Origin of the sequence: Arthrobacter sp. SD76, assembly GCF_049726125.1 — a bacterium.
Lineage (GTDB): Bacteria > Actinomycetota > Actinomycetes > Actinomycetales > Micrococcaceae > Arthrobacter > Arthrobacter nitrophenolicus.
In genome coordinates, this window is sequence record NZ_JBNBLR010000001.1 from 793,907 (window position 1) to 818,312 (window position 24,406).

23 protein-coding genes and 1 pseudogene are annotated in these 24,406 nt (G+C 64.3%); 13 read left to right on the forward strand and 11 right to left on the reverse strand.

Translation table 11 applies throughout. The features are described from left to right. Nucleotide 1: 1 nt before the first annotated feature. Complete coding sequence (locus ACPEE0_RS03875; protein ID WP_424573959.1) at nt 2–1,513, forward strand: dihydrolipoamide acetyltransferase family protein; 1,512 nt, start codon at nt 2–4, stop codon at nt 1,511–1,513. Between the two features lie 258 nt (nt 1,514–1,771). On the opposite strand, the gene ACPEE0_RS03880 is transcribed toward ACPEE0_RS03875, so the two are convergent. The 3 genes from ACPEE0_RS03880 to ACPEE0_RS03890 form a co-directional block, all read right to left on the reverse strand. Beyond that, the gene (locus ACPEE0_RS03880) at nt 1,772–2,062 is read right to left on the reverse strand and encodes a hypothetical protein (protein WP_424573960.1); all 291 of its coding nucleotides are present in this window, start codon (nt 2,060–2,062) and stop codon (nt 1,772–1,774) included. 342 nt (nt 2,063–2,404) lie between these two features. Next, nucleotides 2,405–2,692 carry a family 16 glycosylhydrolase gene (locus tag ACPEE0_RS03885; protein WP_424575235.1) on the reverse strand — a complete coding sequence of 96 codons (288 nt, stop codon included), beginning with the start codon at nt 2,690–2,692 and terminating at the stop codon, nt 2,405–2,407. After that, nucleotides 2,589–3,617, reverse strand: coding sequence for a DUF7594 domain-containing protein (locus tag ACPEE0_RS03890; protein WP_424573961.1), 1,029 nt, complete (start codon nt 3,615–3,617; stop codon nt 2,589–2,591). Before ACPEE0_RS03890 ends, ACPEE0_RS03885 begins: the two co-directional genes overlap by 104 nt. 652 nt (nt 3,618–4,269) lie before the next feature. Here ACPEE0_RS03890 and ACPEE0_RS03895 point away from each other — a divergent pair. From ACPEE0_RS03895 to ACPEE0_RS03925, 7 genes and pseudogenes are all read left to right on the forward strand, one after another. After that, nucleotides 4,270–5,796, forward strand: a complete 1,527-nt coding sequence (locus ACPEE0_RS03895) for a sensor histidine kinase (RefSeq protein WP_424573962.1) — start codon at nt 4,270–4,272, stop codon at nt 5,794–5,796. Beyond that, a pseudogene (locus ACPEE0_RS03900) lies at nt 5,774–6,444 on the forward strand (response regulator). Before ACPEE0_RS03895 ends, ACPEE0_RS03900 begins: the two are co-directional and overlap by 23 nt. Before the next feature lie 168 nt (nt 6,445–6,612). Continuing rightward, nucleotides 6,613–8,595, forward strand: a complete 1,983-nt coding sequence (locus tag ACPEE0_RS03905) for an amino acid transporter (RefSeq protein WP_424573963.1) — start codon at nt 6,613–6,615, stop codon at nt 8,593–8,595. 80 nt (nt 8,596–8,675) lie between these two features. Next, nucleotides 8,676–10,052 (forward strand): TrkH family potassium uptake protein, encoded by a 1,377-nt coding sequence (locus ACPEE0_RS03910; protein WP_424575236.1) that lies wholly within the window; start codon nt 8,676–8,678, stop codon nt 10,050–10,052. Nucleotides 10,053–10,320: 268 nt separating this feature from the next. Beyond that, nucleotides 10,321–11,370, forward strand: coding sequence for a beta-propeller fold lactonase family protein (locus tag ACPEE0_RS03915; protein ID WP_424573964.1), 1,050 nt, complete (start codon nt 10,321–10,323; stop codon nt 11,368–11,370). A gap of 23 nt (nt 11,371–11,393) precedes the next feature. Further along, entirely contained in the window at nt 11,394–11,516 is a 123-nt protein-coding gene (locus tag ACPEE0_RS03920) for a hypothetical protein (RefSeq protein ID WP_424573965.1), read from the forward strand. A gap of 294 nt (nt 11,517–11,810) precedes the next feature. Further along, the gene (locus tag ACPEE0_RS03925) at nt 11,811–12,014 is read left to right on the forward strand and encodes a hypothetical protein (protein WP_009356410.1); all 204 of its coding nucleotides are present in this window, start codon (nt 11,811–11,813) and stop codon (nt 12,012–12,014) included. 19 nt (nt 12,015–12,033) lie between these two features. Here ACPEE0_RS03925 and ACPEE0_RS03930 read toward each other — a convergent pair whose 3' ends face one another. From ACPEE0_RS03930 to ACPEE0_RS03940, 3 genes are all read right to left on the reverse strand, one after another. After that, nucleotides 12,034–12,978, reverse strand: coding sequence for an SGNH/GDSL hydrolase family protein (locus ACPEE0_RS03930; RefSeq protein ID WP_424573966.1), 945 nt, complete (start codon nt 12,976–12,978; stop codon nt 12,034–12,036). 252 nt (nt 12,979–13,230) lie between these two features. Then, entirely contained in the window at nt 13,231–13,959 is a 729-nt protein-coding gene (locus ACPEE0_RS03935) for a hemerythrin domain-containing protein (RefSeq protein WP_424573967.1), read from the reverse strand. Nucleotides 13,960–14,175: 216 nt separating this feature from the next. Further along, a complete protein-coding gene (locus ACPEE0_RS03940; protein ID WP_424573968.1) occupies nt 14,176–14,505 on the reverse strand; it encodes a hypothetical protein in 330 nt (109 codons plus the stop codon). Between the two features lie 277 nt (nt 14,506–14,782). Between ACPEE0_RS03940 and ACPEE0_RS03945 the strand changes: the two genes are divergently transcribed. Both ACPEE0_RS03945 and ACPEE0_RS03950 read left to right on the forward strand, forming a co-directional pair. Next, nucleotides 14,783–16,156: a phytase gene (locus ACPEE0_RS03945; RefSeq protein WP_424573969.1), complete on the forward strand. Its 1,374-nt coding sequence runs from the start codon at nt 14,783–14,785 to the stop codon at nt 16,154–16,156. 127 nt (nt 16,157–16,283) lie between these two features. Then, nucleotides 16,284–17,063 (forward strand): hypothetical protein, encoded by a 780-nt coding sequence (locus ACPEE0_RS03950; RefSeq protein ID WP_424573970.1) that lies wholly within the window; start codon nt 16,284–16,286, stop codon nt 17,061–17,063. Nucleotides 17,064–17,138: 75 nt separating this feature from the next. Here the strand turns inward: ACPEE0_RS03950 and ACPEE0_RS03955 are convergent, their stop codons facing one another. From ACPEE0_RS03955 to ACPEE0_RS03975, 5 genes are all read right to left on the reverse strand, one after another. After that, nucleotides 17,139–17,516, reverse strand: coding sequence for a hypothetical protein (locus ACPEE0_RS03955; protein ID WP_424573971.1), 378 nt, complete (start codon nt 17,514–17,516; stop codon nt 17,139–17,141). A 17-nt stretch (nt 17,517–17,533) separates the two neighbouring features. Beyond that, nucleotides 17,534–19,132: a radical SAM protein gene (locus ACPEE0_RS03960; RefSeq protein ID WP_424573972.1), complete on the reverse strand. Its 1,599-nt coding sequence runs from the start codon at nt 19,130–19,132 to the stop codon at nt 17,534–17,536. Further along, on the reverse strand, nt 19,129–19,470 hold the full coding sequence (locus ACPEE0_RS03965; RefSeq protein WP_424573973.1) for a hypothetical protein: 342 nt from the start codon (nt 19,468–19,470) through the stop codon (nt 19,129–19,131). The genes ACPEE0_RS03960 and ACPEE0_RS03965 overlap by 4 nt, the downstream gene beginning before the upstream one ends. Before the next feature lie 91 nt (nt 19,471–19,561). Further along, nucleotides 19,562–19,885 carry a hypothetical protein gene (locus ACPEE0_RS03970; RefSeq protein WP_424573974.1) on the reverse strand — a complete coding sequence of 108 codons (324 nt, stop codon included), beginning with the start codon at nt 19,883–19,885 and terminating at the stop codon, nt 19,562–19,564. Continuing rightward, complete coding sequence (locus tag ACPEE0_RS03975; RefSeq protein ID WP_424573975.1) at nt 19,882–20,640, reverse strand: prolipoprotein diacylglyceryl transferase; 759 nt, start codon at nt 20,638–20,640, stop codon at nt 19,882–19,884. Before ACPEE0_RS03975 ends, ACPEE0_RS03970 begins: the two co-directional genes overlap by 4 nt. Before the next feature lie 212 nt (nt 20,641–20,852). On the opposite strand from ACPEE0_RS03975, the gene ACPEE0_RS03980 reads away from it, so the two are divergent. The 3 genes from ACPEE0_RS03980 (at nt 20,853) to ACPEE0_RS03990 (ending at nt 24,331) form a co-directional block, all read left to right on the forward strand. Further along, nucleotides 20,853–22,025, forward strand: a complete 1,173-nt coding sequence (locus ACPEE0_RS03980; protein ID WP_424573976.1) for a family 16 glycosylhydrolase — start codon at nt 20,853–20,855, stop codon at nt 22,023–22,025. A gap of 150 nt (nt 22,026–22,175) precedes the next feature. After that, nucleotides 22,176–23,972, forward strand: coding sequence for an Ig-like domain-containing protein (locus ACPEE0_RS03985; protein ID WP_424573977.1), 1,797 nt, complete (start codon nt 22,176–22,178; stop codon nt 23,970–23,972). Then, nucleotides 23,933–24,331: a DUF7594 domain-containing protein gene (locus ACPEE0_RS03990; protein ID WP_424573978.1), complete on the forward strand. Its 399-nt coding sequence runs from the start codon at nt 23,933–23,935 to the stop codon at nt 24,329–24,331. The genes ACPEE0_RS03985 and ACPEE0_RS03990 overlap by 40 nt, the downstream gene beginning before the upstream one ends. Nucleotides 24,332–24,406: the final 75 nt, after the last annotated feature.

Consider the following 24,406-nt stretch of genomic DNA (forward strand, 5'->3'; position numbering starts at 1 on the left):
CATGAGCACTCCGAAAGTATTTCTGCTGCCGGACCTGGGCGAGGGCCTGACCGAGGCCGAACTGGTGTCCTGGCACGTTGCCGTGGGGGACACCATCGCGGTGGACCAGCCGATCGCGGAGGTGGAGACGGCCAAGTCCACGGTGGAGGTGCCGTCACCTTACGCCGGGGTTGTAGCCGAGCTGCACGGGCAGCCGGGGGAGACCATCGACGTCGGCCGCCCCCTCATCTCGGTGGTTGAGCCTGTCGAAACCCCGGAACCTGCCGAGCCCGAAACCAAGCCTGCCGAAACCGAACTCGGCGACCCGGTGGTTGAGCCTGTCGAAACCAAGCCTGTCGAAACCAAAGAAACCGAAGTCGCCCAGTCCTACCGCGAAGAGGAGAAGGCCGGCTCCGGGAATGTCCTGATCGGCTACGGAACGCCGGGCGGCCACGGCACCGCCCGCCGCACCCGCGCCCGGAGGTCCTCAACGGCGTTGGTTGAGCCTGTCGAAACCAAAGAGGACGACCTCTCACTCCTGCGCACCCGCGTGCCCGGGAAGCTCGGCGCTGTGATCTCCCCGCTGGTCCGCCGGATGGCCAAGGAACACGGCGTGGATCTCGGCGAGCTTCATGGCTCCGGCGACAGCGGGCTGATCATGCGCCGCGACGTGGAAAAGGCGATCCATGCCCCGGCGGTTGAGCCTGTCGAAACCAAGCCTGAGGTTTCGACAAGCTCAACCAACGCTCCGGTGGTTGAGCCTGTCGAAACCAAGCCTCGTCCGGTGGTTGAGCCTGTCGAAACCCAGGGCCGTGACGCCCGCACCGGTCTGCCCGTCTCCTCCCGTACACCGGTCCGCGGCGTCCGCAAGGCGGTTGCCGCCAACATGGCCCGCAGCCGCTCGGAGATTCCCGAGGCAACGGTGTGGGTGGATGTGGATGCCACCGCGCTGCTCGAACTGCGCGAGGGAATGAAGGCCGGTGGCTCGGACGTCCCGGGCCTGCTCGCGTTCATCGCCCGTTTTGTCACAGCCGGGCTAAAAAAGTACCCCGAGCTGAACACCCGGATCGAAACCGCGGAGGACGGGTCACAGGAGATCGTCGCGTTCAACGGGATCAACCTCGGCATCGCGGCCCAGACCGACCGGGGCCTGGTGGTCCCCTCCGTCCGTGGCGCCGAAAAGCTGAGTGCGCGCGAACTGGACGCGGAGATCCGCCGGCTGACCGACGTCGCACGCCAAGGCAAGGCGACCCCCACCGAGCTGGGCAGCGGCACCTTCACGCTGAACAACTACGGTGTGTTCGGTGTGGACGGGTCCGCGGCGATCATCAACCATCCGGAAGTGGGCATCCTCGGCGTCGGCCGGATCATCGACAAGCCCTGGGTGGTCAACGGTGAGCTGGCGGTCCGCAAGGTCACCGAGCTGACGCTGACGTTCGACCACCGCGTCTGCGACGGCGGCACGGCTGCCGGCTTCCTCCGCTTCGTGGCGGACGCGATGGAAAACCCCACGTCCCTCCTCGCGGACCTGTAGTTGCGGAAACCGGTGGTTGAGCCTGTCGAAACCTCCGCGGGTTTCGACCGGCTCAACCACCGCCCCTTCCGAACGCTCGCTCACTAGTGGCGGCAACGTCCACGGCTGTCGTGTGGATTTCCTGGCCAGGTATCAATGACTTTTGGCCCGAATTCTGCATCTTTAGATCAACAAGGCATTTCGGATTCAAAGGGATAAGACGGCGGTGCATGCCGCCGTCTTCTCCCTTTCCATAAGCAGCTAAATCAACCTTTAAAGTTACGCTGTGACTGGGAAATCATTGTCCTGGTAGAAGAAGGTGGGATCATAGAAGTCAACAGCGGGAGGCAGAATCTTGATGCAGAGGAGACCGTCTTCGTTCCGGTCCTCACTCTTAATTGCTTTGTCGAATCCGGGCGCCGCGTACTCCTTGATGATCTTTTTCACAGGTAGCAAATCAAAGCCCTCAGGGCAGCCAGTTCCCGTGGGGTCCGCACTCGCCGGTGCTGCAAGGCCAATGGAGCTAGCGGCCAGGACAGCGCAAATGGCAATGGCATTCTTGGTTCTCATTTTGGTGCCTTTCAATTCAGGAGACCAATTGATAACCCCAGCCCGACCATCTGCTTTAGCCAGACTCCCAAGTTAGGCGAACAATGCCGTCAGCGCTACGGCGCGGGCAAATATTACGGACTAAATCATGGGAAGTTTTTGAACAGCGACAGCGCTATCGCTTGCAATATGGCGCTCTAATCTCACGCATTTTGAGGGTAGGGCCGGGAGTTTTGGGGCGACCCGCCAGCGCCCGACGAAGACGTTCAGAATTGATAAAAATATATGCCGACTTTGCCTGCTGCCACGTGTTCCTCGCGACGGCAGCCCCGTGTGCAGGCTACTCCTTGGGGTCTAGGCCGTTCAAGCCGCTGCGTACACCCAAATCCAATCAACACGCATCTCGCCAACGCCGTCCGCAGTGCTGTCCGGGAACCAGTCAAGTTGCAGAGTCTGGTGCATGGAACCGGGAGGCTGGTGTGCCGGGTCCGTGTCGCGGAACCACTCGACTCCGTCGACGTAGCCGACGATCCCAGTTGGGGACCAGTCAACGGCGTAGTTGTGGAACTGGGTAACGTCGAGAGGCCTGGAGGCCCACGTCTGCGAGTTCGAGCACCCGTAGTGGTGGAAGAAGCTTAATGACGTTCCAATCGCCCGTCGTCTCCGCGTAGTCCACTTCGCCGTCACAAGGCCAATTCTCACTATCCGGCCACAGGATGGACACCATGTGGTATTCATTGTCACCGGAGCCGGCAGCACGGACTTCCCATCGCCCGTACTTCTGGTTTGCGAACTTCGCTCCCATGCCGGCAGTTGTGCCGTCCGCGGTTCCATTGATGACCATCTTGGAACCGTCCACCGTCACCTGCTGGGGACTCCGGATGCCGTTGCCCGCGTGGCCCGGGCTGTTGTACACATTCCACTTCGTGGCATCTGGAGCACCGGTGTAATTGAATTCGTCGCCAGCTATGGGCGTGCCCCACCCCTTAATTACTGCCGCCTCAGTAGCTACAGTGTCAGGCGCGGTGGTGACCACCAGCTTTGGGCGCAGGGCCGAACTCGACGATTCCCTGGATTTGAACCCGACCCACTTCTGGGCGTTGCTTTCCAGCTTGAAATTCTGCTCGCCACCTTTTGCAGCGACGCCCTTGGTCACGTCCCATTCAACCCAAGAGCCGGCAGCGAACCCTCCAATCTTCCCCAGCCACGTCCCGCGTGCCGGTGCGTTGTTCCAAGTGACTCCCCGCTCGGTCCAAGCGCTGGACGTCGTAAAAGCATCTACGAACTCGGTGGAGGATGTGGATGACTCCGAGTGCAGCCGCAGTTTTGCCGATACGACATGCTCTCCGGCTGGCACTTGCACGTTGAAACGCAGGAGGGAGTTCCGCCAGATGTTCGCTCGGCCCTCAGTGGACAGGCGGACGCTGGTCCCAAAGTTGCTGGTCGCCTTGTCCGCCTGGACGTAGGTGTCCATGATTAACGAGGTGGTTGCTGCGGCGTTTGCCGGCATCGGGGTAGTAATTGCGACCCCAACCAGAATCGATGACGCAGCCGCTAAACATTTACGCCAGAACATCACTTCTTGCCCCTCGCTGGCCTGGATTGTACGAGCGTCGACCCAGAAATAACGACGCTCAAATTCCAGTTAGGCAAAGGCTAGACCAGAAGCACGTACTCATCTATGTCCAGCCTCAAGAATTAGGTGAAAACCCCTATACCTAATTTGCGGATGAGTCATCCCCTAATGCCTGCGTTGTGAACTGCCCATTTCCCCTTTGGGCGCCGCCCGGCGAAGGTCCGATAAGCCCGAAGCCGCGGACACCCTGCGTGCCGGCCCGGCCAGAAGGAGGAGGTACGACGGCGGTGCGCGCCGCCGTCGTGCCTTGCCGTTTGATCTGTGACTTCACCACGGTGCTTCCACGATTTCGACGCGCCAGTTTTTTCTCGATCCTCAGAATGGCTGGCGACACCCGTATTTCGGCCGCGCCACATTGTTTGCGTAGCGAAAATCGAGAGTGCCGCCGTCGTGCTGACGGGGCAGGGCCCTGACGCCCGGCTCCGTCCGTCTGAACAGCATGGTGTTTTCTAAGGTGATCAGGAATTGGTCCTCCGGCAGGAGTTTTTGGGCAGATAAAGCGACCTCAACAGCCCGCAAGTCGCCATATCTGCCCAAAACTCAGCGCCGCGGGGGGGGGGGGTCGAGCTTCCGCGCGGGGAACAATAGAGGCATGGCACGGGGTAATCGGCGCATCTTTGGCAGGGAGCGCAGGGGGCGCAGGCGCCCGCGGCTGGGACGGCGCCGGGAGATCCCGGCATTCATCCTCGCTCTGGGGCTCCCGCCGCTCCTGCAGTTCCTCCTGGACCTCCTTCCCCACGACCAGCTGTCGACGGACATGCTGGTACACCTCACCGGCATTGTGGGTGTTGCGCTGCTCGGGGGGCTCTGGCCTGCCGTGCTGGCGGCCGTCATCGCGGGGCTGATCGTGAACTACTTCAGCGTCCACCCGGTGGGGTCGCTGACGGTGATTGATCCCGAAAATGTCCTGGCGCTGTTCATTTTTGTGGCGGTGGCGGTGGCCGTGTCACTGGTGGTGGACCGCTCGGCCAAGCTCAGCAAGGAAGCCCGCCTGGCAGGAGCGGAAGCAGCGGTCCTCAGCGATCTGAGCCGGAGGGCCGTGGCCGAGGGAAACAGCATCCCTGCTTTCCTGGACAAGGTCCGGGAACATTTCCAGGTGGTGGGGGCCGGCCTGTGGGCCAAACGGGAAACCGACCCGGGCGGGACCGTGGTGTGGGAGCTTCAGGAATCCTCTGGTGCACCGCAGCCGGGTGACGTTTCGGCGGCTGACGTTGTGGAGCCGCTGGACCGGGACCGGATCATGACACTTACCGGAAGGGACCTCACTGATGATGAGCGCCGGCTGCTGACCGCTTTCGGCGCCCACCTGCTGGCCATGGTCCAGCGCGAAGAGCTCACGGCGAGCCAGCGTGAAAACCTTCGTCTTGCCGAAGGCAACACCATGCGGACGTCGATTCTGCGGGCCGTGTCCCACGATCTCCGCACTCCTCTGGCCGGCATCAAGCTCGCTTCCAGCAGCCTTAGGGACAAGACCATTACCTTCAGCGCGGAGGAGCAGGAGGAACTTCTGGCCACCGTGGAGTCAGGGGCAGACAGGCTGGACCGCCTGGTGAGCAACCTGTTGGACATGTCCAGGATCACGGCTGACTCCGTGGCACCCCTGATCCGTCCGGTCTATTGGGCAGACGCCGTGGGTGAAGCGCTCCGCGGCACGGACTCCGCGCGGCTCCGCGTGCTGTTGCCGGACAACATGCCCCCTGTCGATGCCGACCCCGGAATGCTGGAGAGGGTGATCGCCAACCTGGTGGAAAACGCCCTGAAGTACGCCCCCGGGTCCGATGTGGTGATCTCCGGAACTGTTGGCGGTGCCGGAAGTGCAAGAATTGGGGACGTTCCTGCCAGCGAACTGACCGTCGTCGATCGCGGCGCGGGCATCCCGGCTGATGAGGTCCTGGCAATGTTCCGGCCCTTCCAGCGCGCCGATGACACGACGCCGGGAACGGGGATCGGTCTTGGCCTTGCCGTGGCGAAGGGGTTCACTGAGGCCATGGGCGGGGTCCTGCTGGCCGAGCCCACACCTGGCGGGGGCCTGACGATGGTGGTCCGGTTGCCGCTCTCCACGGGCGTAGCGCCTTCATCCGGCACGAAAGGACAGCGTGGCCACAGTTCTGATCGTTGACGACGAGGTTCAGATCCTCCGTGCCCTCCAGATCAACCTGACCGCCCGGGCTGCTCGACGGTGACCGCGCTGACCGGGAACGATGCTCTGGAGCGCGCAGCACAGCATCCGGTGGACGTCATTATCCTGGACCTTGGGCTTCCTGACCTGGACGGGGTTGAAGTGATCCGCAGGCTCCGGCGCTGGAACGACGTCCCGATTGTGGTCCTGTCAGCCCGGCACGGTTCCGATGACAAGATCCAGGCGCTGGACGCCGGCGCTGACGACTACGTCACCAAGCCCTTCGGGATGGATGAGCTCCTGGCCCGTCTGCGGGCGGCACTGCGGAGGGGATCATCCGGGGATGCTCCGGTGATCGAAACCGAGGGCTTCACTGTCGACCTCCCCGCCAAGCAGGTGACGCGGCGCGGAGTTCCCGTCCGTCTGACCCCCACAGAGTGGAACATCCTGGAGCTGCTGGTCAGGAACAGCGGCGCCCTGGTCACGCACGAGGAAATCCTCCGGCAGGTTTGGGGCCCGGCCTACGCCGAGGAAACAGGCTACCTGCGGGTCTACCTCGCACAGTTGCGGCGCAAGCTCGAAGCCGATCCGGCGAATCCCCGGCACCTGCTGACCGAGGCCGGACTGGGATACCGCTTCCGGGAATAGCTGCCCCTGGAGGGCTCAGCGGGAGGGCGTTAAGAAAGCATTAAGATCCGCGGAAACGCCCGGAATACGGGATGAACGCGGTGCTACGCTCCGGTGGTTATCAGCACAGCGTCGCGCCTGAAACGGGGCTGTTTGTGCCCGTCGCAGGCAGTATAGAAAGACACGTCCTTGACGGCTTCCGCCCGGTTTTCCATCCCTGCCACCGTTCCCAACCCGGAACGAAAATCCGCACCCGGCAGTCCGCTGGTCCGGTGGCTGCTCGAACACCGGGTGAACCAGCCTGTTGGCCCGGAAACCTCGGACACCCACGCATCCCAGCAGAGCTGGTGGAAGGTCATGTGCCTGACCGGGGTGGACTACTTCTCCACCCTGTCCTACCTCCCCGGCATCGCAGCCCTGGCCGCGGGCGCGCTGTCCCCACTGGCCACGCTGCTGATCGTGGCCCTGACGCTGCTCGGGATGCTGCCCATGTACCGGCGGGTGGCCACGGAAAGCCCGCACGGGCAGGGGTCCGTGGCGATGCTGGAACGGCTCCTGCCCTTCTGGCGCGGAAAGATCTTCGTGCTGGTCCTGCTCGGGTTCGTCGCGACGTCGTGGATCGTCACCATCACCCTTTCAGCGGCTGACGCCACGGTGCACCTGCTCGAAAATCCCTACCTGCCGCCCTTCCTGGATGGGCAGGCCGTGGCGATCACCGTTGTCCTGCTCCTGATCCTGGGCGGGGTGTTCCTGCTGGGGTTCTCGGAAGCGGTAGCCATCGCCATCCCCCTCGTGGCCGTCTTCCTCGGCATGAACGCCATCATCATCGGCGCCGGAATCGTCGAAATCCTCGCCACACCCGGTGCGCTCACCGGGTGGACCGACGCGCTCACGTCGTCCGGCGGCGGCTTGAGCGGGGTCGTTGGGCCGGCGCTGATGGCGTTTCCCCTGCTGGTCCTGGGCCTGTCCGGTTTTGAGACCGGCGTCAGCATGATGCCCCTCGTGGCGTCCCAAGGATCCACACCGGACGAAAAGCTGGCCAGCAGGGTCAAAAACACCCGCAGGCTTTTGACGACGGCGGCCGTGATCATGAGCGTCTACCTGCTCGGCAGCAGCTTCGTCACCACCGTGCTGATCCCCGCCGGGGAGTTCCAGGCAGGCGGCGAGGCGAACGGCAGGGCCCTGGCCTACCTGGCCCACGAGCACCTCGGCAACGGCTTCGGATCCGTCTACGACGTCAGCTCCATCCTGATCCTCTGGTTCGCCGGTGCTTCCGCAATGGCCGGACTCATCAACATCGTCCCCCGCTACCTGCCGTCCTACGGCATGGCTCCGGACTGGTCCCGCGCCGTCCGCCCGGTGGTGCTCGTGTACACGGCCATCAGCGTCCTGATCACCATCGGCTTCAACGCCGACGTCAACGCCCAGGCCGGCGCCTACGCCACCGGCATCCTGGCCATGATGGTCTCCGGAGCCATCGCCGTCACCATCTCCGCCATCCGCCGCAAACACCGCGCAGCAGCCGTTGCCTTCACGGTCCTGACTCTGGTGATGCTCTACGCCCTGGCAGCAAACGTGGTGGCCAAACCTGACGGCATCACCATCTCCGCTTTCTTCATCCTCGGCATCATCGCCGTCTCCCTTGTCTCCCGCGTCAGCCGCACCACCGAGCTGCGCGTCGACCGCATAGTGTTCGACGGCGTTGCCCGCCGCTTCATCAGCGACACCTTGGATTTCGACGGCCGGATCAACCTCATCGCCCACCGCCCGGAAGCGCGCAGCGCCTCAGAATACGCGGGCAAGGAAGCCGCCCAGCGCGAGATGAATCCGGTGCCCGGGACTGCCGATGTCATCTTCCTCGAAGTGAACATCACAGACCCCTCCGAATTCAGCGACACCCTCGAAGTGCACGGCATGGAAGTGGGAGGCCACCGGGTGCTCCGCGCCCAGAGCCCGGCCGCCCCCAACGCCATCGCCGCGATCCTCCTGGCCCTGCGGGATGCCACCGGTGTCCGGCCGCACGCCTACTTCGAATGGTCGGAAGGAAACCCCCTCGCCCACCTGATGCGGTACCTGCTCCTGGGCCGCGGCGACACCGCCCCGGTGGTCCGCGAAATCATCCGCAAGAACGAGCCGGACCCGGACCGCCGTCCGGGCATCCACGTGGGATGAGCCTGCGCAAAGGCGGCCCCCCGCCGTCGGAAACTCGAAACCCGGGGCTGGACCCTGCCAGTGTGGCCACCGTGCAGAAGATGCTGCGGGAAGCCAGGAACGGCAAGCCCGGGAAGGACAACGTCTTCCGCCGGCTAATGTCCCATCCCGTCAGGGCCGTTCCCGTGGCGTTCCTGCTGGTCATCATCATTGGCGCGGCACTGCTGATGCTCCCGGCGGCCCGGACCGACCAGTCGGCAGATGTGTTCATGGACGCCCTGTTCACCTCTGTCTCGGCGGTCTGCGTAACGGGCCTGATCACCGTGGACACGGCAACGTTCTGGACCCCGCTGGGCCAGGGCATCATCCTCGGGCTCATCCAGGTGGGCGGCTTCGGCATCATGACCCTGGCAACCCTGCTCGCGCTGCTGGTCCGCAAGAACATCGGGCTGCGCGGCCAGCTCGTCGCCCAGTCGGAAACACACACCCTGAACCTCGGCGACGTCAGGGCCGTGCTCACCCGGGTAGCGAAGATCATGCTGACCTTCGAAGCCGCATCGGCCCTGGTCCTGACCATCCGGTTCTGGATCGCCTATGACTCGAATCCCGCTACCGCACTGTGGCACGGTGCGTTCCACGCCGTGTCCGCGTTCAACAACGCCGGCTTCTCCCTCTACAGCAGCAACCTCATCGGCTTCGCCGAAGACCCCTGGATCATCACACCTATCTGCCTGGCCATCATCGCCGGCGGACTTGGGTTCCCGGTGATTATCCAGCTCACCCGCGGTGACGTCCACCCCAGGAACTGGACCATCCACCTGCGCCTCACTATTTACGGAACGCTCTTGCTCCTGCTCGCCGGAACGCTGCTGTTCGGCGCCTTCGAATGGAACAGGAACGAAACCCTTGGCCAGCTGTCCCTCACCGGCAAAATCCTCGGCTCCTTCGCAGGGGGTGTATTTCCCCGCACCGCCGGGTTCAACAGCATCGATTACGGCGTCGCAGCACCGGAAACACTCATGGTCACCAACATCCTGATGTTCATCGGCGGCGGCAGCGCCGGCACCGCAGGCGGCATCAAGATCACAACCTTCCTGGTGCTCGGCTTCGCCATCTGGAACGAAGTCCGCGGCCGCGACCAGGTGACCATCGCACACCGGTCCGTCAGTTCGTCATCCCAGCGCCAGGCCCTGTCCGTGGCTCTCCTCGGGATAGCCGCCGTCGTCGCCGGAACCATGCTGCTGCTGATGTTTACCGACTACAGCCTGGAAAAGGTCCTCTTCGAATCCATCTCCGCCTTCGGCACGGTGGGTCTGAGCACCGGCATCACCTACAACCTCCCGCCGGCCGCCGAGTGGGTTCTCATGGCACTCATGTTCACGGGACGCATCGGCACCGTAGCAGTGGCATCAGCCCTGGCGCTCTCAGCCCGCCCGCGCCTCTACCGCCTCCCCGAAGAACGGCCCATCATCGGCTAGAGCGTCTGCCCACGCCTTCTGCTTAGCCGCCACCGCAACAGGTAGCGCCGTCGCAAAAGACAGGTACCAACCAACGGTGACCGTAGATTTCCCGGTCTATAAACTCCGGCGAAAGCCGTCGTTTCGGCCCGCCGTTAAAAGGGGAAATCTGATGCAGCTACTAAAGACACGGTCCCGGCGACACTCGGTCCGACCTGCGGCTCAAGTTAGGCAAGCCGGCCCGCGCAGGCGGCGTGCGGCCGTCGTCGGAACAATTGTTGCGGCGCTCATGCTGGCCGGCAATCTCCCCGCAACCGCTGCAACAACGGTGACCTCGACCATCCCGGTTGGGTCGAGCCCTCGAGACGTCGCCTTCACGCCGGACGGGTCGAAGGCCTACGTCACCAACGCCGAATCCGACACGGTGTCCGTCATCGACGTTGCCTCAGGCGCGGCGGCCTCCACGATCCCGGTCGCGCCGTTTCCCATCGGTGTTGCGGTAACCCCGAACGGGTCGAAGGCCTATGTGACCAGCACCGGTTCTGACACGGTGTCGGTCATTGATGTGGCGTCGGGCACGGTGACCTCCTCGATTTCGATGGGAGAGACTCCGACTGCCGTTGCATTCACGCCGGATGGGTCGAAGGCTTATGTCACCAGCGCTGGTACCTACACGCTGTCGGTCATCGATGTAGCCCTGGGAACGATGACCTCCGCCATCCCGGTTGGGCCGCTTCCGAACGCCGTTGCGTTCACCCCGGACGGTTCAACGGCCTACGTCACCAACGGGCAGGATTCCAACATGGTGTCGGTGGTCGATGTGGGCACGAGCCAGATGACCTCCAGCATTCCCGTCGGGTCTTCTCCGACCGGCGTTGCGTTCACGCCGGACGGGTCCAAAGCCTACGTCGCCAACAACGAGGGCGACACGGTGTCGGTCATCGACGTGGCAACCAGAACTGTGTCCTCCACCATCCCGGTCGGGTGGGCCCCGGACAGTGTGGCGATTGCCCCGGACGGGTTGACAGCCTACGTCACCAACTCCGGTTCCAACACGGTGTCTGTCATCGACGTGGTCTCCGGCGCGGTGACTTCCACCATCACGGTCGGGGCGTCTCCGACCAGCGTTGCTGTTGCCCCGAACGGGTCGAGGGTTTATGTCGTCAACACGGCTTCCAACACGGTGTCGGTCATCACTGTGGATGCAGCTCCCGTGTTCACCGCGGCCACACCGCCGACCAAGTCGAACACGCGTGCCGCCTACAGCTACACATTCGCCGCTACAGGTGCCCCGGCCCCGACCTTCCATGTTGCCTCCGGTGCCTTGCCCCAGGCCTAACCCTGGATACCACCACAGGAGTCTTGTCCGGAACACCGACCAAGGCCGGCAGGTTCACGTTCAGTGTGACCGCCACGAACGGGCTCAGCCCCGACGCGGTCACGGACCCGATCACGATCACCGTGACCAAGGCGAAGGTCCGCTGATCAAAGCCTCGGGCACGCCATGTTATCCAGCGGTCCGGTCGATTTCGCTGCGCAAAATTTATGCCGCTATTGAAAATTGCTGGCGCTACCCGTATTTCGGCCGCGCTGGACAGTTTGCGAATCGAAAATCGAAAAACTGAGTGCCATCTTCCAGAAAATTCTTGTCCGGGAATTTGCGTGTCATTGTCCGGGCATCTCCCAGACGCCTTGTAATGTCCGAACATTCTGGAGTGGGCTGGGGAGCCCTGGGATGCAGGCCTGATAAGGGCCTGCTCGGACATGACAAGGCTGAATATGAATAACAGCACGGTGTTTTCTGAAGCTGATCAGGAAGTGGTCCTCCTGGAGCAACAGGCGCAGGAAATTATTGATGAGATCCTCTCAGACACGGCCAGCGGCGAAGCGGAGGCCCGCCGCCAACTGGAATTCCATGTCCTCGACAATCCGGGCAACCCGCGGCGGGCCTTGCTGATGCATTTGTTAAGCGTCGAACGCTAAGCGGAGGCTTCCTGACTTTTCAGGGGAAGGGTTTGCCCTGACCCGTCAGTGCGCCAACTCGCCGATCTCCACTTCCTCCACGACTGCTGCGGCATATCCCTTGGCATAACCTTCGGCAGTTGGGTGGAAGTTGCTGCCGAACAGGGGGGTCTGCTGGATTGAAGTTGATCCAGGGATCCTCCGCACCAATGCCGTGACCAGCGAAGTCGTCAGTAATTTCGACGTAGACGGCGCCGGAGGACTTGGCGGCGTCCCTGATGATCTTGTTGAGGGTATCGGTACCGGCGTTGAAGATTTCGATGTTCTCGACGAGTGCGCCACCGGCAAACTCCGGAGCGAACAAGTACGGATATCCCAGCGCCGCGATCGTGGCGTTGGGTGCCTTGGTCTGAATAGCTCCGTAATCCTGGGCCAGCACAGCTGGCAACACGCTTTGGGCAAGGGCCTCGGCGGCACCAACTGCAGTCCTGCATTCCGCCTCGCTGCGCGTCAAGCAGGCCAGGAGTGCGTTGATGAAATTGACGTCATTGGCGCCGGCAGTGATGGTGACGAGGTCTGTTTCTGAATCCAGATCACCGGCGTCGGACGCCACTGTAATCTGCTCCGGTACCGTGGGTGCCACAGCCGTGGTCGCAGCAGCGGTAGCGCCGGCACAGGCCGCGTTGACGGCCAGGTCAATGTCGTCCAGTGCGTCCAGCACATCCACATAACCCGGTGACGCCTGGTAACACGGCTTAGGGTCCGCAGGATCAATGGGGTAGAGCAGCGATAGGCGAGGAACTCCCGCCCCAATGCCGGCCGTGTATGAATCCCCGAAGGCCACGTAGTCCAGCGGCCCGTCGTCGTAGGCCGCCGCCGGAATGGCCGCCGGGCCGGCCAGCAGGCCAATGACCGCGGCGGCCACTGCCCCGATGCGCCCTGCAGGAGAGCCCGCCGATGCCTGCGGGGTCTGTAAAGTCCTCATAATTCCTACCCCTTACCTTCCCGACGGCGGCCGCGTGCCGCCGTCGAACATTTGGTTCCTACAGTGCGTCCTTAACCGCCCGCAGGTTCACCTAGGTTGAACCAGCCGCTCCAGCCCGTGCCTGTACTCCGCCCCCTCGACAGCTTTTCCGGAAGACCCAGTGGACCGGACGACGCGTTACCCCGGCGTTACGGCGGTCCGTCCCGCCGGCCGCGGAAGGTACGACGGCGGGCGCGGGCCGCCGTCGTCGGCCTACAGTGTCTCGGGGATGGGGCGCCCGGGAAAGAGCGCCGCGTATTGCTTCCGGTACATCCTGCGTCCCACCAGCCGGTAGGCAAGGCGGATTGGGGCGGGGATCTCGTCGAAGAAGATCCTCCTCCGGTCTTCCGGCGGGTTCGTGGCCAGGACCATGCCGAGGAAGGAGACCAGGAACTTCTTGTCGTACTGCTCCACGCCGTGCTTGGGGAGTGCCATCAGTTCCTTTTCGGTCATCACCCGGTCGACGACGGGCATCACCTCGGTGACCTCGCGGCGCAGGTGCTCGTTGAGGACCGGCTGCAGGTCCTCGTAGCGCCGGATGAGTTCGGTCCTGGTCTCTGCATCCGCCGTCTGCATCCACTGCTTCAGGATGGGATCGATGGCCTCCAGGTGGTCCCTGATCTGTTTGTGGTGGCTGAGCATCTGCCCTACGTGCGGTGCGCTCGCCGGTGCCCGTTCGCCCAGCTTTGGGTACATCAGCAGGTCCTCGCCGTCCTGGTGGACGAGGAGCACCTTGTGGAAGTTGCTGAGCATTTTTCCCACGTAGGCGGCGCGGGCGGTGTCTCCGGGGCCGGTGGAACGCACCAGGCCGGGCGCCTCGTCGTAGGCCCAGAGCAGGAAGCGGTGGACCCGCTGCATGCCGGTGGACGCAGTGGACAGGACCGGCCCCGGCGGCAGGGGCGCCGCGGTTTCGCCGGGATGCATGGTGAAGAAATCGGTCATGGCTGGCCTCCGTGGGGAAATCTGGCAGGACCCGCCGGCGCCGGGGGCCGGCGCTTCCGGACTGGATCCCGATGAGTGTGTGGCCACGGGGCCAGATTACTACTTATGTAGTGGAGTGTCACTACTTTTATAGTGGTTCGACGTCATGGGAGCGGGACAGGTCCGCATGTACGCGACCCTGTCCCGCCAAGCCCAGATTCCCTGGACCATCCGATGTCAGCTCCGGTAGGCGTTGCCCGAGGCGTAGCGGTCAGCCGTGATTCTTGAGTTGGCGCCGAGGAAGTCGCCAAGCTCCTGCAGGGCGCTGATTTCCGCAGCGGTGAACGGCAGCACAACCGAGACGGCCTGGGAGTCAACCCAGCCATGCGCGGAAACGGCCTGGGCAGGTCCGGCGGACAGCACCGCCGTCGACAGCGAAGCGGCGGCAGCCAGCGCGAAGGCAGCGGCCCGCCTTCCCCTGTGTTTCCGGGCGAACCGCACGTCGTGCGCAGACAGTGGCCCGGTCTCGTGCCCGGTTGCTCGATGATCTCCAATTAGTGCGGACAACGTACTGCTCCTTTCGTGCGGTGCCGCCTGTTGAGGGCGGCCTTTTCCCTGGACTATGCCGGCTTATGAGTGACTTCCGGCTGGCTTTTCCTTTGCGTTCTAAGCGTCCTGCTTGCCGCTTAACTGCGCCTTAACCGCTTCGGCGGGAGGGCCCGCAGATCCCCCTATTTCCATGTTCGTGCCCCCTACTTCCTACCCAGTCCTTCCCACTGCCCAAATCAGAGGGCTAATGTCCAACCACCGCCCGGGACGTGCGGCATCCAGCGTTGGAGGAAAAATGACACTCAAATCCAGGTGTGCTGCTGTCCTGGCGGTGGCAGGCCTCATTATGGGGCTAACCACTCCGGCGGCAACGGCCGCCGTCGCCCAGGTGCTGGCGACTGTTGAAACGGCGCCAATGCACGGATCGGGAGACGCCGCGGATGACCCGGCCATCTGGATTCACCCCACCGATCCGTCGAAGAGCACCATCATCGGCACGGACAAGAGCCGGGACGGACGCGGCCTTGTGGTCTACGACCTGTCCGGAAAGGAACTGTTCTACTACCCCGACGGACGCATGAACAACGTGGATGTCCGCTACAACTTCCCGCTCGGCAGCAGCAAAGTTGGCCTGGTAGGTGTATCGAACCGGGAAAGAAGCCTTGACTTCTACAAGGTCAACGAATCAGACCGCTCTTTGACGAAGGTCGGAAGCTTCCTGCCCACGGCCAACATCGGCACTCCCCGCGGGTTCTCCTTCTATGTCTCTCCGGACACGGGTAAGTACTACGCGTATGTCACCGACATCGGAAAAGTTGAGCAGTGGGAACTTAATGGTTCGACGGGGTCAGTCACCGGCAAACTCGTACGCAGTTGGACAGTGAGCGGCCCGGCACACACGGAGGGCCTGGTTGCTGATGACGAGATGAAGCGGATCTATCTGGCGCAGGAGGACGTCGGCGGGATCTGGCGTTACGGCGCCGAACCCGGGGATCCGACCACCGGCACGAAGGTTGTCAGCACCATCGAGAATGGCGGCGACATAGTTCAGGACATCAAGGGCATCGCCATCTACTACGGCAGCGGTGGCACCGGTTACCTGCTGGCCGTGAGCCAAGGATCCCACCGGTTCCACGTCTATACCCGAGATGACAATAGGCCCTTGGGATCCTTCGCCATCCCTGCCGGAAATGGGATCGATGCTGTTACAGGCATGGACGGCATAGACGTCACCAACTTTGGAGTAGGTGGACCTTTCCCGCAGGGCTTCTTTGTAACGCAGGACCATTCCAACGACACTGGAAACCAGAACTTCAAAGTGGTTCCATGGCAGTCCATCGCTGCCGCATATTCACCGGCCTTGGTCGTTGATACGGCCTTCGATCCCCGGAAGATCGGGGCGGGACCCCCACGCCCACCCCGACTGCGCCTGACACCACCATCACCAGCCAGCCGGCCAACCCTTCGAGTTCCTCCTCGGCCCAGTTCAGCTTCACCTCGACGTCGGCCAGCGCCACCTTCGGATGCTCGCTCGACTCCGCAGCCTTTACCAACTGCACCAGCCCGGTCTCGTACACGGGTCTGGCCGATGGTGCCCACACCTTCCAGGTCCGGGCGTCTGACCAGAACGGAGTTGATCAGACGCCTGCCAGCTACACGTGGACAGTGAGCACTGCACCGCCGTCGGGGGACACCACCGCCCCAGAAACGACCATTACATCCGGGCCGCCCGCATCAACAACGTCGACCAGCGCCTCCTTCGCCTTCAGCTCTAATGAAGCCAATTCGACATTCCAATGCAGCCTCGACGGCGCGCCGCGCGCCGCCTGCACCTCGCCCAGAACTACACGGGGCTGGCAGTGGGGTCCCACACCTTCAATGTCTGGGCCACGGACTCAGCCGGCAATACCGACGCGACGGCGGCCGCGCAGACCTGGAACGTCACCACCAGCGCACCGGGCGGCACCGGAACTATCGTTCGCGAATCCGTCAGCCAAGCAACGAACACCACATCAAGCAGCACGCTCACGATTCCCAAACCGGCCAACACCGCCCCAGGCGATGTGCTGGTCAGTTGTGTGGCCCTGAACGGCGGCTCCATCTCCTTGACGGGTGCCCCTGCCGGGTGGACGCGGATAGCATCGGTGACCAGCGTCGCCAATCCGAAGGTCTACGGCTACTACAAGGTGGCCACCGCTTCCGAGCCGACGGGCTATTCGTGGACTACGACGTCGACGACGAGCGGCGGTGCCATTGCGAGGTACTCCGGTGCTTCAGGGCCTGACGCTACCGCCACCACTGCGGCCGGCGGGGCAGCATCCTCCGGAACCGTCCCGTCAGTCACCACCACCACCGCGAACGCGATGCTCGTCGGATGCATGAGCGTCAATTCGAGCTCGGTCACCCTCAACTCGCCGGCCGGAATGGTCCAGGCAGTGGAGGCCGGCGCCCGCCGGTTCGAGGTTGCCGACGGTGTCCAGGCGGCGGCAGGGGCAAGCGGGGCGAAAACGTGGAGCTTCAGCTCCGCCCGGGAATGGGCAGGATGGCTGGTCCCGCTCCGACCGAAGGCGCAGTAACCCCATGATGGACGACGGCGGCATCTGCCGCCGTCGTCTGCGCATGGACCGCGCGGAACGTGAATCCAGGAGGCGCTAGGAGCCGAGCAGTTGGGCCGCCAGCGAGTAGATCCCCCATAGCCCCGCTGCCAGGAGGGCACCCAGGTAGGCCAGGACCAGCCTGGTATCGCGGAGGTAGCACTTCGACTTCGTAAGGCCCCGCCGTCGGGCCTTCCAATAGCCTGCGAATCCGACGGCGGCGAACACGGCCAGGGCCACCGGGCCGGCTACCCAGCCCAGCAGGGCAATGGTCGCGAAGATGCAGAGCCGCAGCGGATCGAAGGGCGGCGGTGACTGCGGATCGGCGTCGGGGTCAGGCCGGTGTCCATGCCGGGCTGAATGCTTGGAGCGCACAAGATGCGACGGCGATGGCCCCGCGGCAATCCGCCGTGCGTCGGAAGCGGAACTCATCATTCCTCCTTATCCGTGGCTCAGACCTGGCGGACCGGGAGGAGCCGCGTGCCCGTGGCTGTGCTCATCCGCTGCCTGGCCAGGGCGGGCCAGGCCTGGACAGCGCAGAACGGGGCACACTGGTGATCGCCGGCGTCGCTCTTTGTGCCCACGTGGACGCAGCATTGGGTGAGCCGTTCCTCGATCATGGTCGAGATGTCCATGAAGGGCTTGACCATGATCCGGGTGATCCGTTCGCCGAGGAGCCGGCGCAACCGCTGCTGCTGCCCTGGTAGCTTGCCGGCAGCCAGGGTGGTGAGGGTGCCGATGCCCAGGTCGCACTGGGTGCAGATGTTCTTCCAGAGGTCCATTGTCCGCGGGTGGGACAGCGAGGACTGCTCACTGAGAAGATCCAGGAGGGAGGTCTTCATGAGGTTGCGCAGCTCGAGGGGGATGGCGCTGTCGGCGATGCGGTTGGCGATGGTGTCGGGATTGAGTTCCAGCCAGGCGAGCAGCTGGTCGTGCCCGATAAGGGCTGTCAGAGAACGCCAGACCCCTGCGTCATCCTTCAGCATGTAGCCCACCGAGGCGCAGTGCGGATGTGAGCAGGGGAGTGCCGTCAGGTCGTGCCAGGACACCACTCCGTTCGTCTGCTCCGCGAGCCGGTCCAGCACGCCAGTGTGCGTGAGCCGGTCCAAAGGATCGATGCCGTGGCCGCGCCCGGAACCGAACACCGGCTGCAGCGCGACCCCGCCTACGAACGGGGTTTCCAAGGCCCGCATGACGACGGCGCCCACCTCGCCGTCGTTGACGCCGAGGGCCGCCGTCATGGTCAGGGTGGTGAACACGCCGGCCTCGGACAGGCGCGCGATGGCCATGTCTTTGAAGCGGGTCAGGTCGCCGCCCCGGTGGTGGATGGATGCTTCCTTGGACGGGCCGTCGTATTGGAGGTACACCTCCACCCGGTCCCGGTGTTCAGCCAGTAGCGCGAGGAGTTCGTCGTCGGTGGCAATGAGCATGCCGTTGCTGTTCACCATGATCCGGACGATCGGCCGGGCGACGAGCTCATCCAGGAGTTCAGCCAGATGAGGGTACAGCGTCGGCTCACCGCCGGAGAGCATCAGCACGTCCAGCCGCCCGTTTTCGCGGGCAAGCCGGGTGTCGATATTGGCAAGGACCTCGCTGAGCGGTGCCACTCCCTGCAGCTGGGGTCCGGAGGCGGTGAAGCAGGTGGGGCAGCGCAGGTTGCAATGTTCGATGATGTCCTGCAAGAGGATGCACGTGTGCTGCGTCTGCATGGCGGGCAGCCCGTAGGCGTAGGCCTCGGGTATCTGGCGGTAGTTGCCGGCCTGGTCCGGGATGTGCTGCTTGGTCGGGGCCTGCCACCTCTCCAGGTAGCGCAGGATTTCCGGGGACTCGTCGTAGAGCGTCCTGACGAGTCCATGGTCCGGGCAGCCGCGTTCAAGCCATACCCGGCCATCGCGGATCAGCAGCGCACCGGAGAGGCGCCGGACCTGCGCGAGCGGTGGGTTGGCCTCGTGGCAGCGGGGACAGAAGGCGGTGACGTACCGGTGGATGCGGTCCCCGCGAAGAGGCTGGCCGGGACCGGGCAGCGCCTGCCGGGAAGAGGACGGGTTCATATCCGGCCGCTCATCTGCGAGAGGGACAGGACGCAGACCCCGCCGCCGAGCAGGACGAAGATCCCCAAACCAATCAGCAGGCCAGCACCAAAACCGGACGTGCGCGGACGGATTGCCAAAACGCCGGCTATCGCCAGGTAGACGCCGATGGGAATCAACGCCGCAGGTCCGGCGAGAGGGGTTTTATACCCCTGATCCGGGGCGATGCCGGCTGTTGTCCCGAAATAAAGGGCATAAAGGGCAGGAGTCCCCAACAGAATTCCGAGCAGCATGAAGAGCCCGCGCCTTGGGTCAGGGGACTTCTCCTCTTCCTGGGACGATACGTAGTTCTCGCTCATGCCGCATTCTCCTCCAACTTCGGGCGGAGTGCTTTCCCGAAGACCCGCAGCGTCCGCCGGAGCAGCAGGGGGATATCAACGGTGACGGGGTTCATCTCAAGGGCCTCATCTGCGCGAGGAGTCCGACACAGATCCCACCCCCGAGCAGGGTGAAGATTCCCAGGCCAATCAGCAGCCCCGCACCAAGCCGGGACGTGCGCGGCCGGACCGCCAGAACAACTGCTACCAAGAGGTAGACGCCGATTGGAATCAACGCTGCAGGCCCGGCGAGGAAATGCATGGAGGAGAGCGCAAAGAGATAGAAGACATACAGGGCAGTAGCCCCCAGCAGGATTCCCAACCCCATGGGGCCGAGGGCCGGTTCAGGGGGCTCATCCTCCTTCTCTTCCTGGCGTGGCGGGTAGCCCTCGCTCATGGTGCTGCTTCCTCCAACTTCGGGCGGAGCGGTTTCCCAAAGACCCGCAGCGTCCGCCAGAGCAGCAGGGGAAGAACCACCAGGAGGAACCACTGGGGACGGCTCATTCCCAGCCAGAGCACCTCGTTGCCGCGGACGAATTCGACGCCGAAGCGGAACAGGGCATAGGAGGTTACGTAGCAGATGAAGAGGTCGCCGGACTGGGGCAGGCGGTCCCGGTACCGCCACATGAGAGCGAACGCGGCCGCATGGAACACGATCTCGTAGGCAAAGGAAGGGTGCAGCCCCACCCCGGGAACTCCACCCAACATTGCAGCCTGCGTGGGAGTAAGCATCAGCCCCCACATCCCCCCGGTCGGGGTGCCGGGCAATTCCGTGAGGAGGCACCCGACGCGCCCAATGATCAATGCCAGGGCGACAGTTGGCGCCAGCAAATCCCCGGTGGACTGGCGGTAACCTGTCAGCCGCTTGCCCAGATGGACGCCGAACCATGCGCCCACCAGTCCGGCCAGGATGCTGCGGTCGCCGTTGCCCCACCAGTCAACGAGGGACATCTGCCGGGAAAAATCCCACGTCAGCAAACGCGAGCCGATGGCGCCGAAGGCGATGGCGAAACCTGCGATGGGCCACAGCCGGGGATCGGTAAGGCCTCTGCGGCGCTTTTCGTAGGCGTAAAACAGCAGGGCTGCAAGGATTCCCAGCCCCAATAAGCCAGCGTGCACCAGCCCGTCTCCCGCGAAGGGAAGCCCGATCATGAGCAGAGTGTAACAGCGGCCATTCCTGACCGCTCCGGGGTTCTCCCACATGGCGGAAGACCAAGTACCTGCACGAGAGGTGAATCCCAAATATGAGTACTCGGTACTCGTGACCTGCTGCGGCGCCCCTCTTACGCTGAACCAAAGGGGATAAGGCCGGGGCGCTCCGTTCTTGCCCGCAGTCCCCGGCCGGACCATGCTGGGAGGACACCATGGCAGACAGCCCGCGCAACTCCCGCTTTGCCTGGATGGGCGGGCAGGGGACACCGCGGCACCTCGTGCCTGAGGAAGAAGCGCTGCCCGCGAAACCGGTCAAGAACCGTGCCCGGACCGGCGGCGTCGTCCTCATGGTCGTTTCCCTGGCGCTGACCATCGGCACGCTCAGCGTTGCGGCCAATGCCCCGCGGGCACAGACCGCCGAAGGGCAGGGCGGCGAGCCCGTGACCCTGGTGACTGAGTCTGCCCGGCCCACCACGGATGCTCCTTCCCAGGAGCCAACGTCCGAGCCAAGTTCCCCGCAGCCAAGTGCTGAGCCGAGTGTCGAGGCGAGCACCCCGGCGGCCACGGCCGAAACCAACTCCCCGGCGCCAGCCAACGGCAGCGGCTCCGAGCCGGCTCCGAAGCCCGAGTTTCCGGCCTTCTACCAGTCCGTCCCGGTAGGTGACCTGGATGGGTGGCGGCAGGTCTTCGTGGAGGACTTCACGGACGGGGATGTGCCCCTTGGCGGTTTTCCCGGCATCTACGGCTCGAGATGGCACGAGACCTACAAAGACGGCACGCCGGACACCCATGGCAAAACGCAGCCCAAGGATGCGCGGACGTCCGGGTATTACCCGTCGAAGGTCCTGAGTGTCCACGACGGCGTCCTGGACATGTTCCTGCACTCCGAAAACGGTGTTTCCATGGGCGCGGCCCCCTCGCCGGTAGTTGGCGGAGCCACCCAGCCGCCCTACAACAGCCAGCTGTACGGGCGCTACTCCGTGCGCTTCAAGGCCGATTCCCTCCCCGGTTTCAAGGTGGCCTGGCTGCTCTGGCCGGTCAGCAAGCAGTGGCCGCAGGACGGCGAAGTCGACTTCCCGGAAGGGGACCTGTCCAAGGTCATCTACGCCGCCCTGCACGGCATCGGCCCGGACGGCAACCACACGTTCGACGTCTTCCGTCCCAGCGTTCCGTTCACCGACTGGCATGTGGCAACCACCGAGTGGACTCCCGGCCGCATCGAATTCTTCCTGGACGGCAAATCCATCGGCGTGGCAACGTCCATGGTCCCGGACACGCCCATGCGCTACATCCTGCAGACCGAATCCTGCCTGACCGGCTGCCCGGCACCCGAAACTGCCGGCCACGTCTACGTTGACTGGGTGGCCATCTGGGCCAGGAACTAGCAGCGGTCCACCCGGGTATCAGACCCTGCCCGGCAGGTAGCGGCCGCCCGGTAAGCGAGTAGGCGCTACTGGTGATCGGCCGGAAGCCCCGTTGGTACGGTGGGGCATCAGTGTGGGCAGGGGGCACGCTCTAGCTGAAGAGGGTGGATTGTGCTTGATGTGAACCTGGACCGCCGCCGGTACCTCCGGCTCCATGCAGTGCTGGCAGTGCTGCTCCTTGGCATAACCGGTGTCCTCGCGGTGCCGGTGGGGGCCTCCGCGGCCGACGGCGACATTGGGGTTGAGGGCCCGTCGCACCTTGGGACGGGGACGCCCACGGGCACCAAGCGGGCCACGAGCTCACTGTGGTTCAACGACGGCACCTGGTGGGGAAACCTCTGGGACACCGCCACGTCCGATTTCCACATCTTCCGGTTCGATTCCGCCACGAGCACCTGGGTGGACACGGGTGTGGCCACCGATCCGCGGTCGAACACGCACCATGACGTGCTGTGGGACGGGACCACGCTCTACGTGGCGAGCTACCGGTTCGTCAACGATGGCGTCCCGGCCGAACCGAACTATCCCACCACCATGCGGCGCTACAGCTATGACGCAGGAGTCAAGAAGTACACCCTGCTGGGTGCCACGCAGATCAACAACCAGCGCGTGGAGACGTTGACCATCGACAAGGACTCCACCGGCCGGGTCTGGGCCACCTGGCAGCAGGGGAACAGGATCTACCTGAACGCCACGGCAACGGACGGCGCCACCTGGGGCACCCCGTTCGCGCATCCTTCGACGCTGGGCGACGTGTCTGTCGATGACAACTCGGCCCTGATCGCGTTCGACGGGAAGGTCGGTGTCATGTGGAGCCGGCAGAAGGATGACGCTACCGACGGCATGTACTGGAGCTTCCACGTGGACGGCGCGCCGGAAACTGACTGGTCCGATCCTCAAGCGGCGGTGTCCGGCCTGCGCAGCGGTGACGACCATATGAACCTGAAGTGGCTGGACTCCTCGGGCGACCGCGTGTTCGCCGCCATCAAGACCTCGTTCACGTCATCCACGCAGCCGCTGATCCAGCTGCTGGCGCTCAACGGCACCAACTGGACAGCGCACACGATCGCCACCGTGGCCGAGTGCCCCAACCGGGTGATGCTCCTGATTGACGAGACCGCCCAGCAACTGCGGACGTTCGCCACCTATCCGAAGCCGGCCGGCACCACCAACGCCGGCACCTGTGCCAGCTCGGGCGGCGCCATCTACGAGAAGTCCACACCGCTGGACAACATCAGCTTCACCACCACGAAGACCAACCGCATCATGGATGCCGACCAGTACGCCCACGACGTGACCTCCACCAAGCAGAACCTCAACAGCGAGGCGCGGGGCACGGCCAACAGCGGCCTGCTGGTGCTCGCCGGGGTTACCGCCACCAGCCGGTACTGGCACTTCTACGAGCCACCCGCCGGCACGGGCGGCGGCGGTGGCACCGGCGATACCACCGCCCCGGCCGTGACGGCGACGTCCCCTGCCGCCGGCGCTGCCGATGTGGCAGTGACGGCGAACGTGACCGGACAGTTCTCGGAAACGTTGGATGCGTCCACGGTCACCGCGGACACGTTCACGCTGGCAGCGGGGACGACGGCGGTGCCGGCCGCTGTGACGTACAGCGGCACCGGCAGCGTTGCCACGCTGGACCCGGACTCGGACCTGGCGCCGGACACGGCCTACACGGCAACCATCAGAGGCGGCGCGGCAGGGGTGAAGGATACCGCCGGCAACGCGCTGGCATCGGACCACACCTGGACCTTCACCACTGCTCCCGCGGCCGGCCCCGGCCCGGACACCGTCACGCTCACCGCCACCGCCGACAGCTACGTGTCCAGCCGCGGCACGGGACGAACTACAGCAAGAAATCCGTCATGTGGGTGGACAACAGCCCGGTGGAGGCTGTGTACCTGAAGTTCGACCTCTCAGCCTACGCCGGCAGGACGCTGGAGAGCGCGGCGCTGCAGCTGAGCATTGGGGACAATGCGTCGGGCGGCAAGCAGAACGTCAAGCTGGTGGCGGACGACAGCTGGACCGAAAGCGGGATCACCTACACCAACCGCCCTGCGCTCGGCACCGGCAGCCTCGGCACCCTCGGCCCCACGGCGGTGAACACCGGCTACAGCATCCCGCTGACAACTGCGGACCTGGCCGGCGAGCTTGGCCAGCAGCTCACCCTGGGCGTGGATACCGGCAGCACCGACGGGCTGGCACTGAACTCGAAGGAGGCTGGCAGCACAACCGCACCCAAGCTTGTCCTCACCTTCCGGTAGGTGCGCTTCCCGGGAACTTCAGGAAGTGCTGGGTACAATCGGGAGCCAGACGAACGAACACTGCTTTGCCGGAGG

Coding starts and splice junctions, on each gene's coding strand:
- ACPEE0_RS03875 (WP_424573959.1), top strand. CDS start 2: ATGAGCACTCCGAAAGTATTTCTGCTGCCGGACCTGGGCGAGGGCCTG.
- ACPEE0_RS03880 (WP_424573960.1), bottom strand. CDS start 2,062: ATGAGAACCAAGAATGCCATTGCCATTTGCGCTGTCCTGGCCGCTAGC.
- ACPEE0_RS03890 (WP_424573961.1), bottom strand. CDS start 3,617: ATGTTCTGGCGTAAATGTTTAGCGGCTGCGTCATCGATTCTGGTTGGG.
- ACPEE0_RS03895 (WP_424573962.1), top strand. CDS start 4,270: ATGGCACGGGGTAATCGGCGCATCTTTGGCAGGGAGCGCAGGGGGCGC.
- ACPEE0_RS03910 (WP_424575236.1), top strand. CDS start 8,676: ATGCTGCGGGAAGCCAGGAACGGCAAGCCCGGGAAGGACAACGTCTTC.
- ACPEE0_RS03915 (WP_424573964.1), top strand. CDS start 10,321: ATGCTGGCCGGCAATCTCCCCGCAACCGCTGCAACAACGGTGACCTCG.
- ACPEE0_RS03925 (WP_009356410.1), top strand. CDS start 11,811: ATGAATAACAGCACGGTGTTTTCTGAAGCTGATCAGGAAGTGGTCCTC.
- ACPEE0_RS03930 (WP_424573966.1), bottom strand. CDS start 12,978: ATGAGGACTTTACAGACCCCGCAGGCATCGGCGGGCTCTCCTGCAGGG.
- ACPEE0_RS03935 (WP_424573967.1), bottom strand. CDS start 13,959: ATGACCGATTTCTTCACCATGCATCCCGGCGAAACCGCGGCGCCCCTG.
- ACPEE0_RS03945 (WP_424573969.1), top strand. CDS start 14,783: ATGACACTCAAATCCAGGTGTGCTGCTGTCCTGGCGGTGGCAGGCCTC.
- ACPEE0_RS03950 (WP_424573970.1), top strand. CDS start 16,284: ATGCAGCCTCGACGGCGCGCCGCGCGCCGCCTGCACCTCGCCCAGAAC.
- ACPEE0_RS03955 (WP_424573971.1), bottom strand. CDS start 17,516: ATGATGAGTTCCGCTTCCGACGCACGGCGGATTGCCGCGGGGCCATCG.
- ACPEE0_RS03960 (WP_424573972.1), bottom strand. CDS start 19,132: ATGAACCCGTCCTCTTCCCGGCAGGCGCTGCCCGGTCCCGGCCAGCCT.
- ACPEE0_RS03965 (WP_424573973.1), bottom strand. CDS start 19,470: ATGAGCGAGAACTACGTATCGTCCCAGGAAGAGGAGAAGTCCCCTGAC.
- ACPEE0_RS03970 (WP_424573974.1), bottom strand. CDS start 19,885: ATGAGCGAGGGCTACCCGCCACGCCAGGAAGAGAAGGAGGATGAGCCC.
- ACPEE0_RS03975 (WP_424573975.1), bottom strand. CDS start 20,640: ATGATCGGGCTTCCCTTCGCGGGAGACGGGCTGGTGCACGCTGGCTTA.
- ACPEE0_RS03980 (WP_424573976.1), top strand. CDS start 20,853: ATGGCAGACAGCCCGCGCAACTCCCGCTTTGCCTGGATGGGCGGGCAG.
- ACPEE0_RS03990 (WP_424573978.1), top strand. CDS start 23,933: ATGTGGGTGGACAACAGCCCGGTGGAGGCTGTGTACCTGAAGTTCGAC.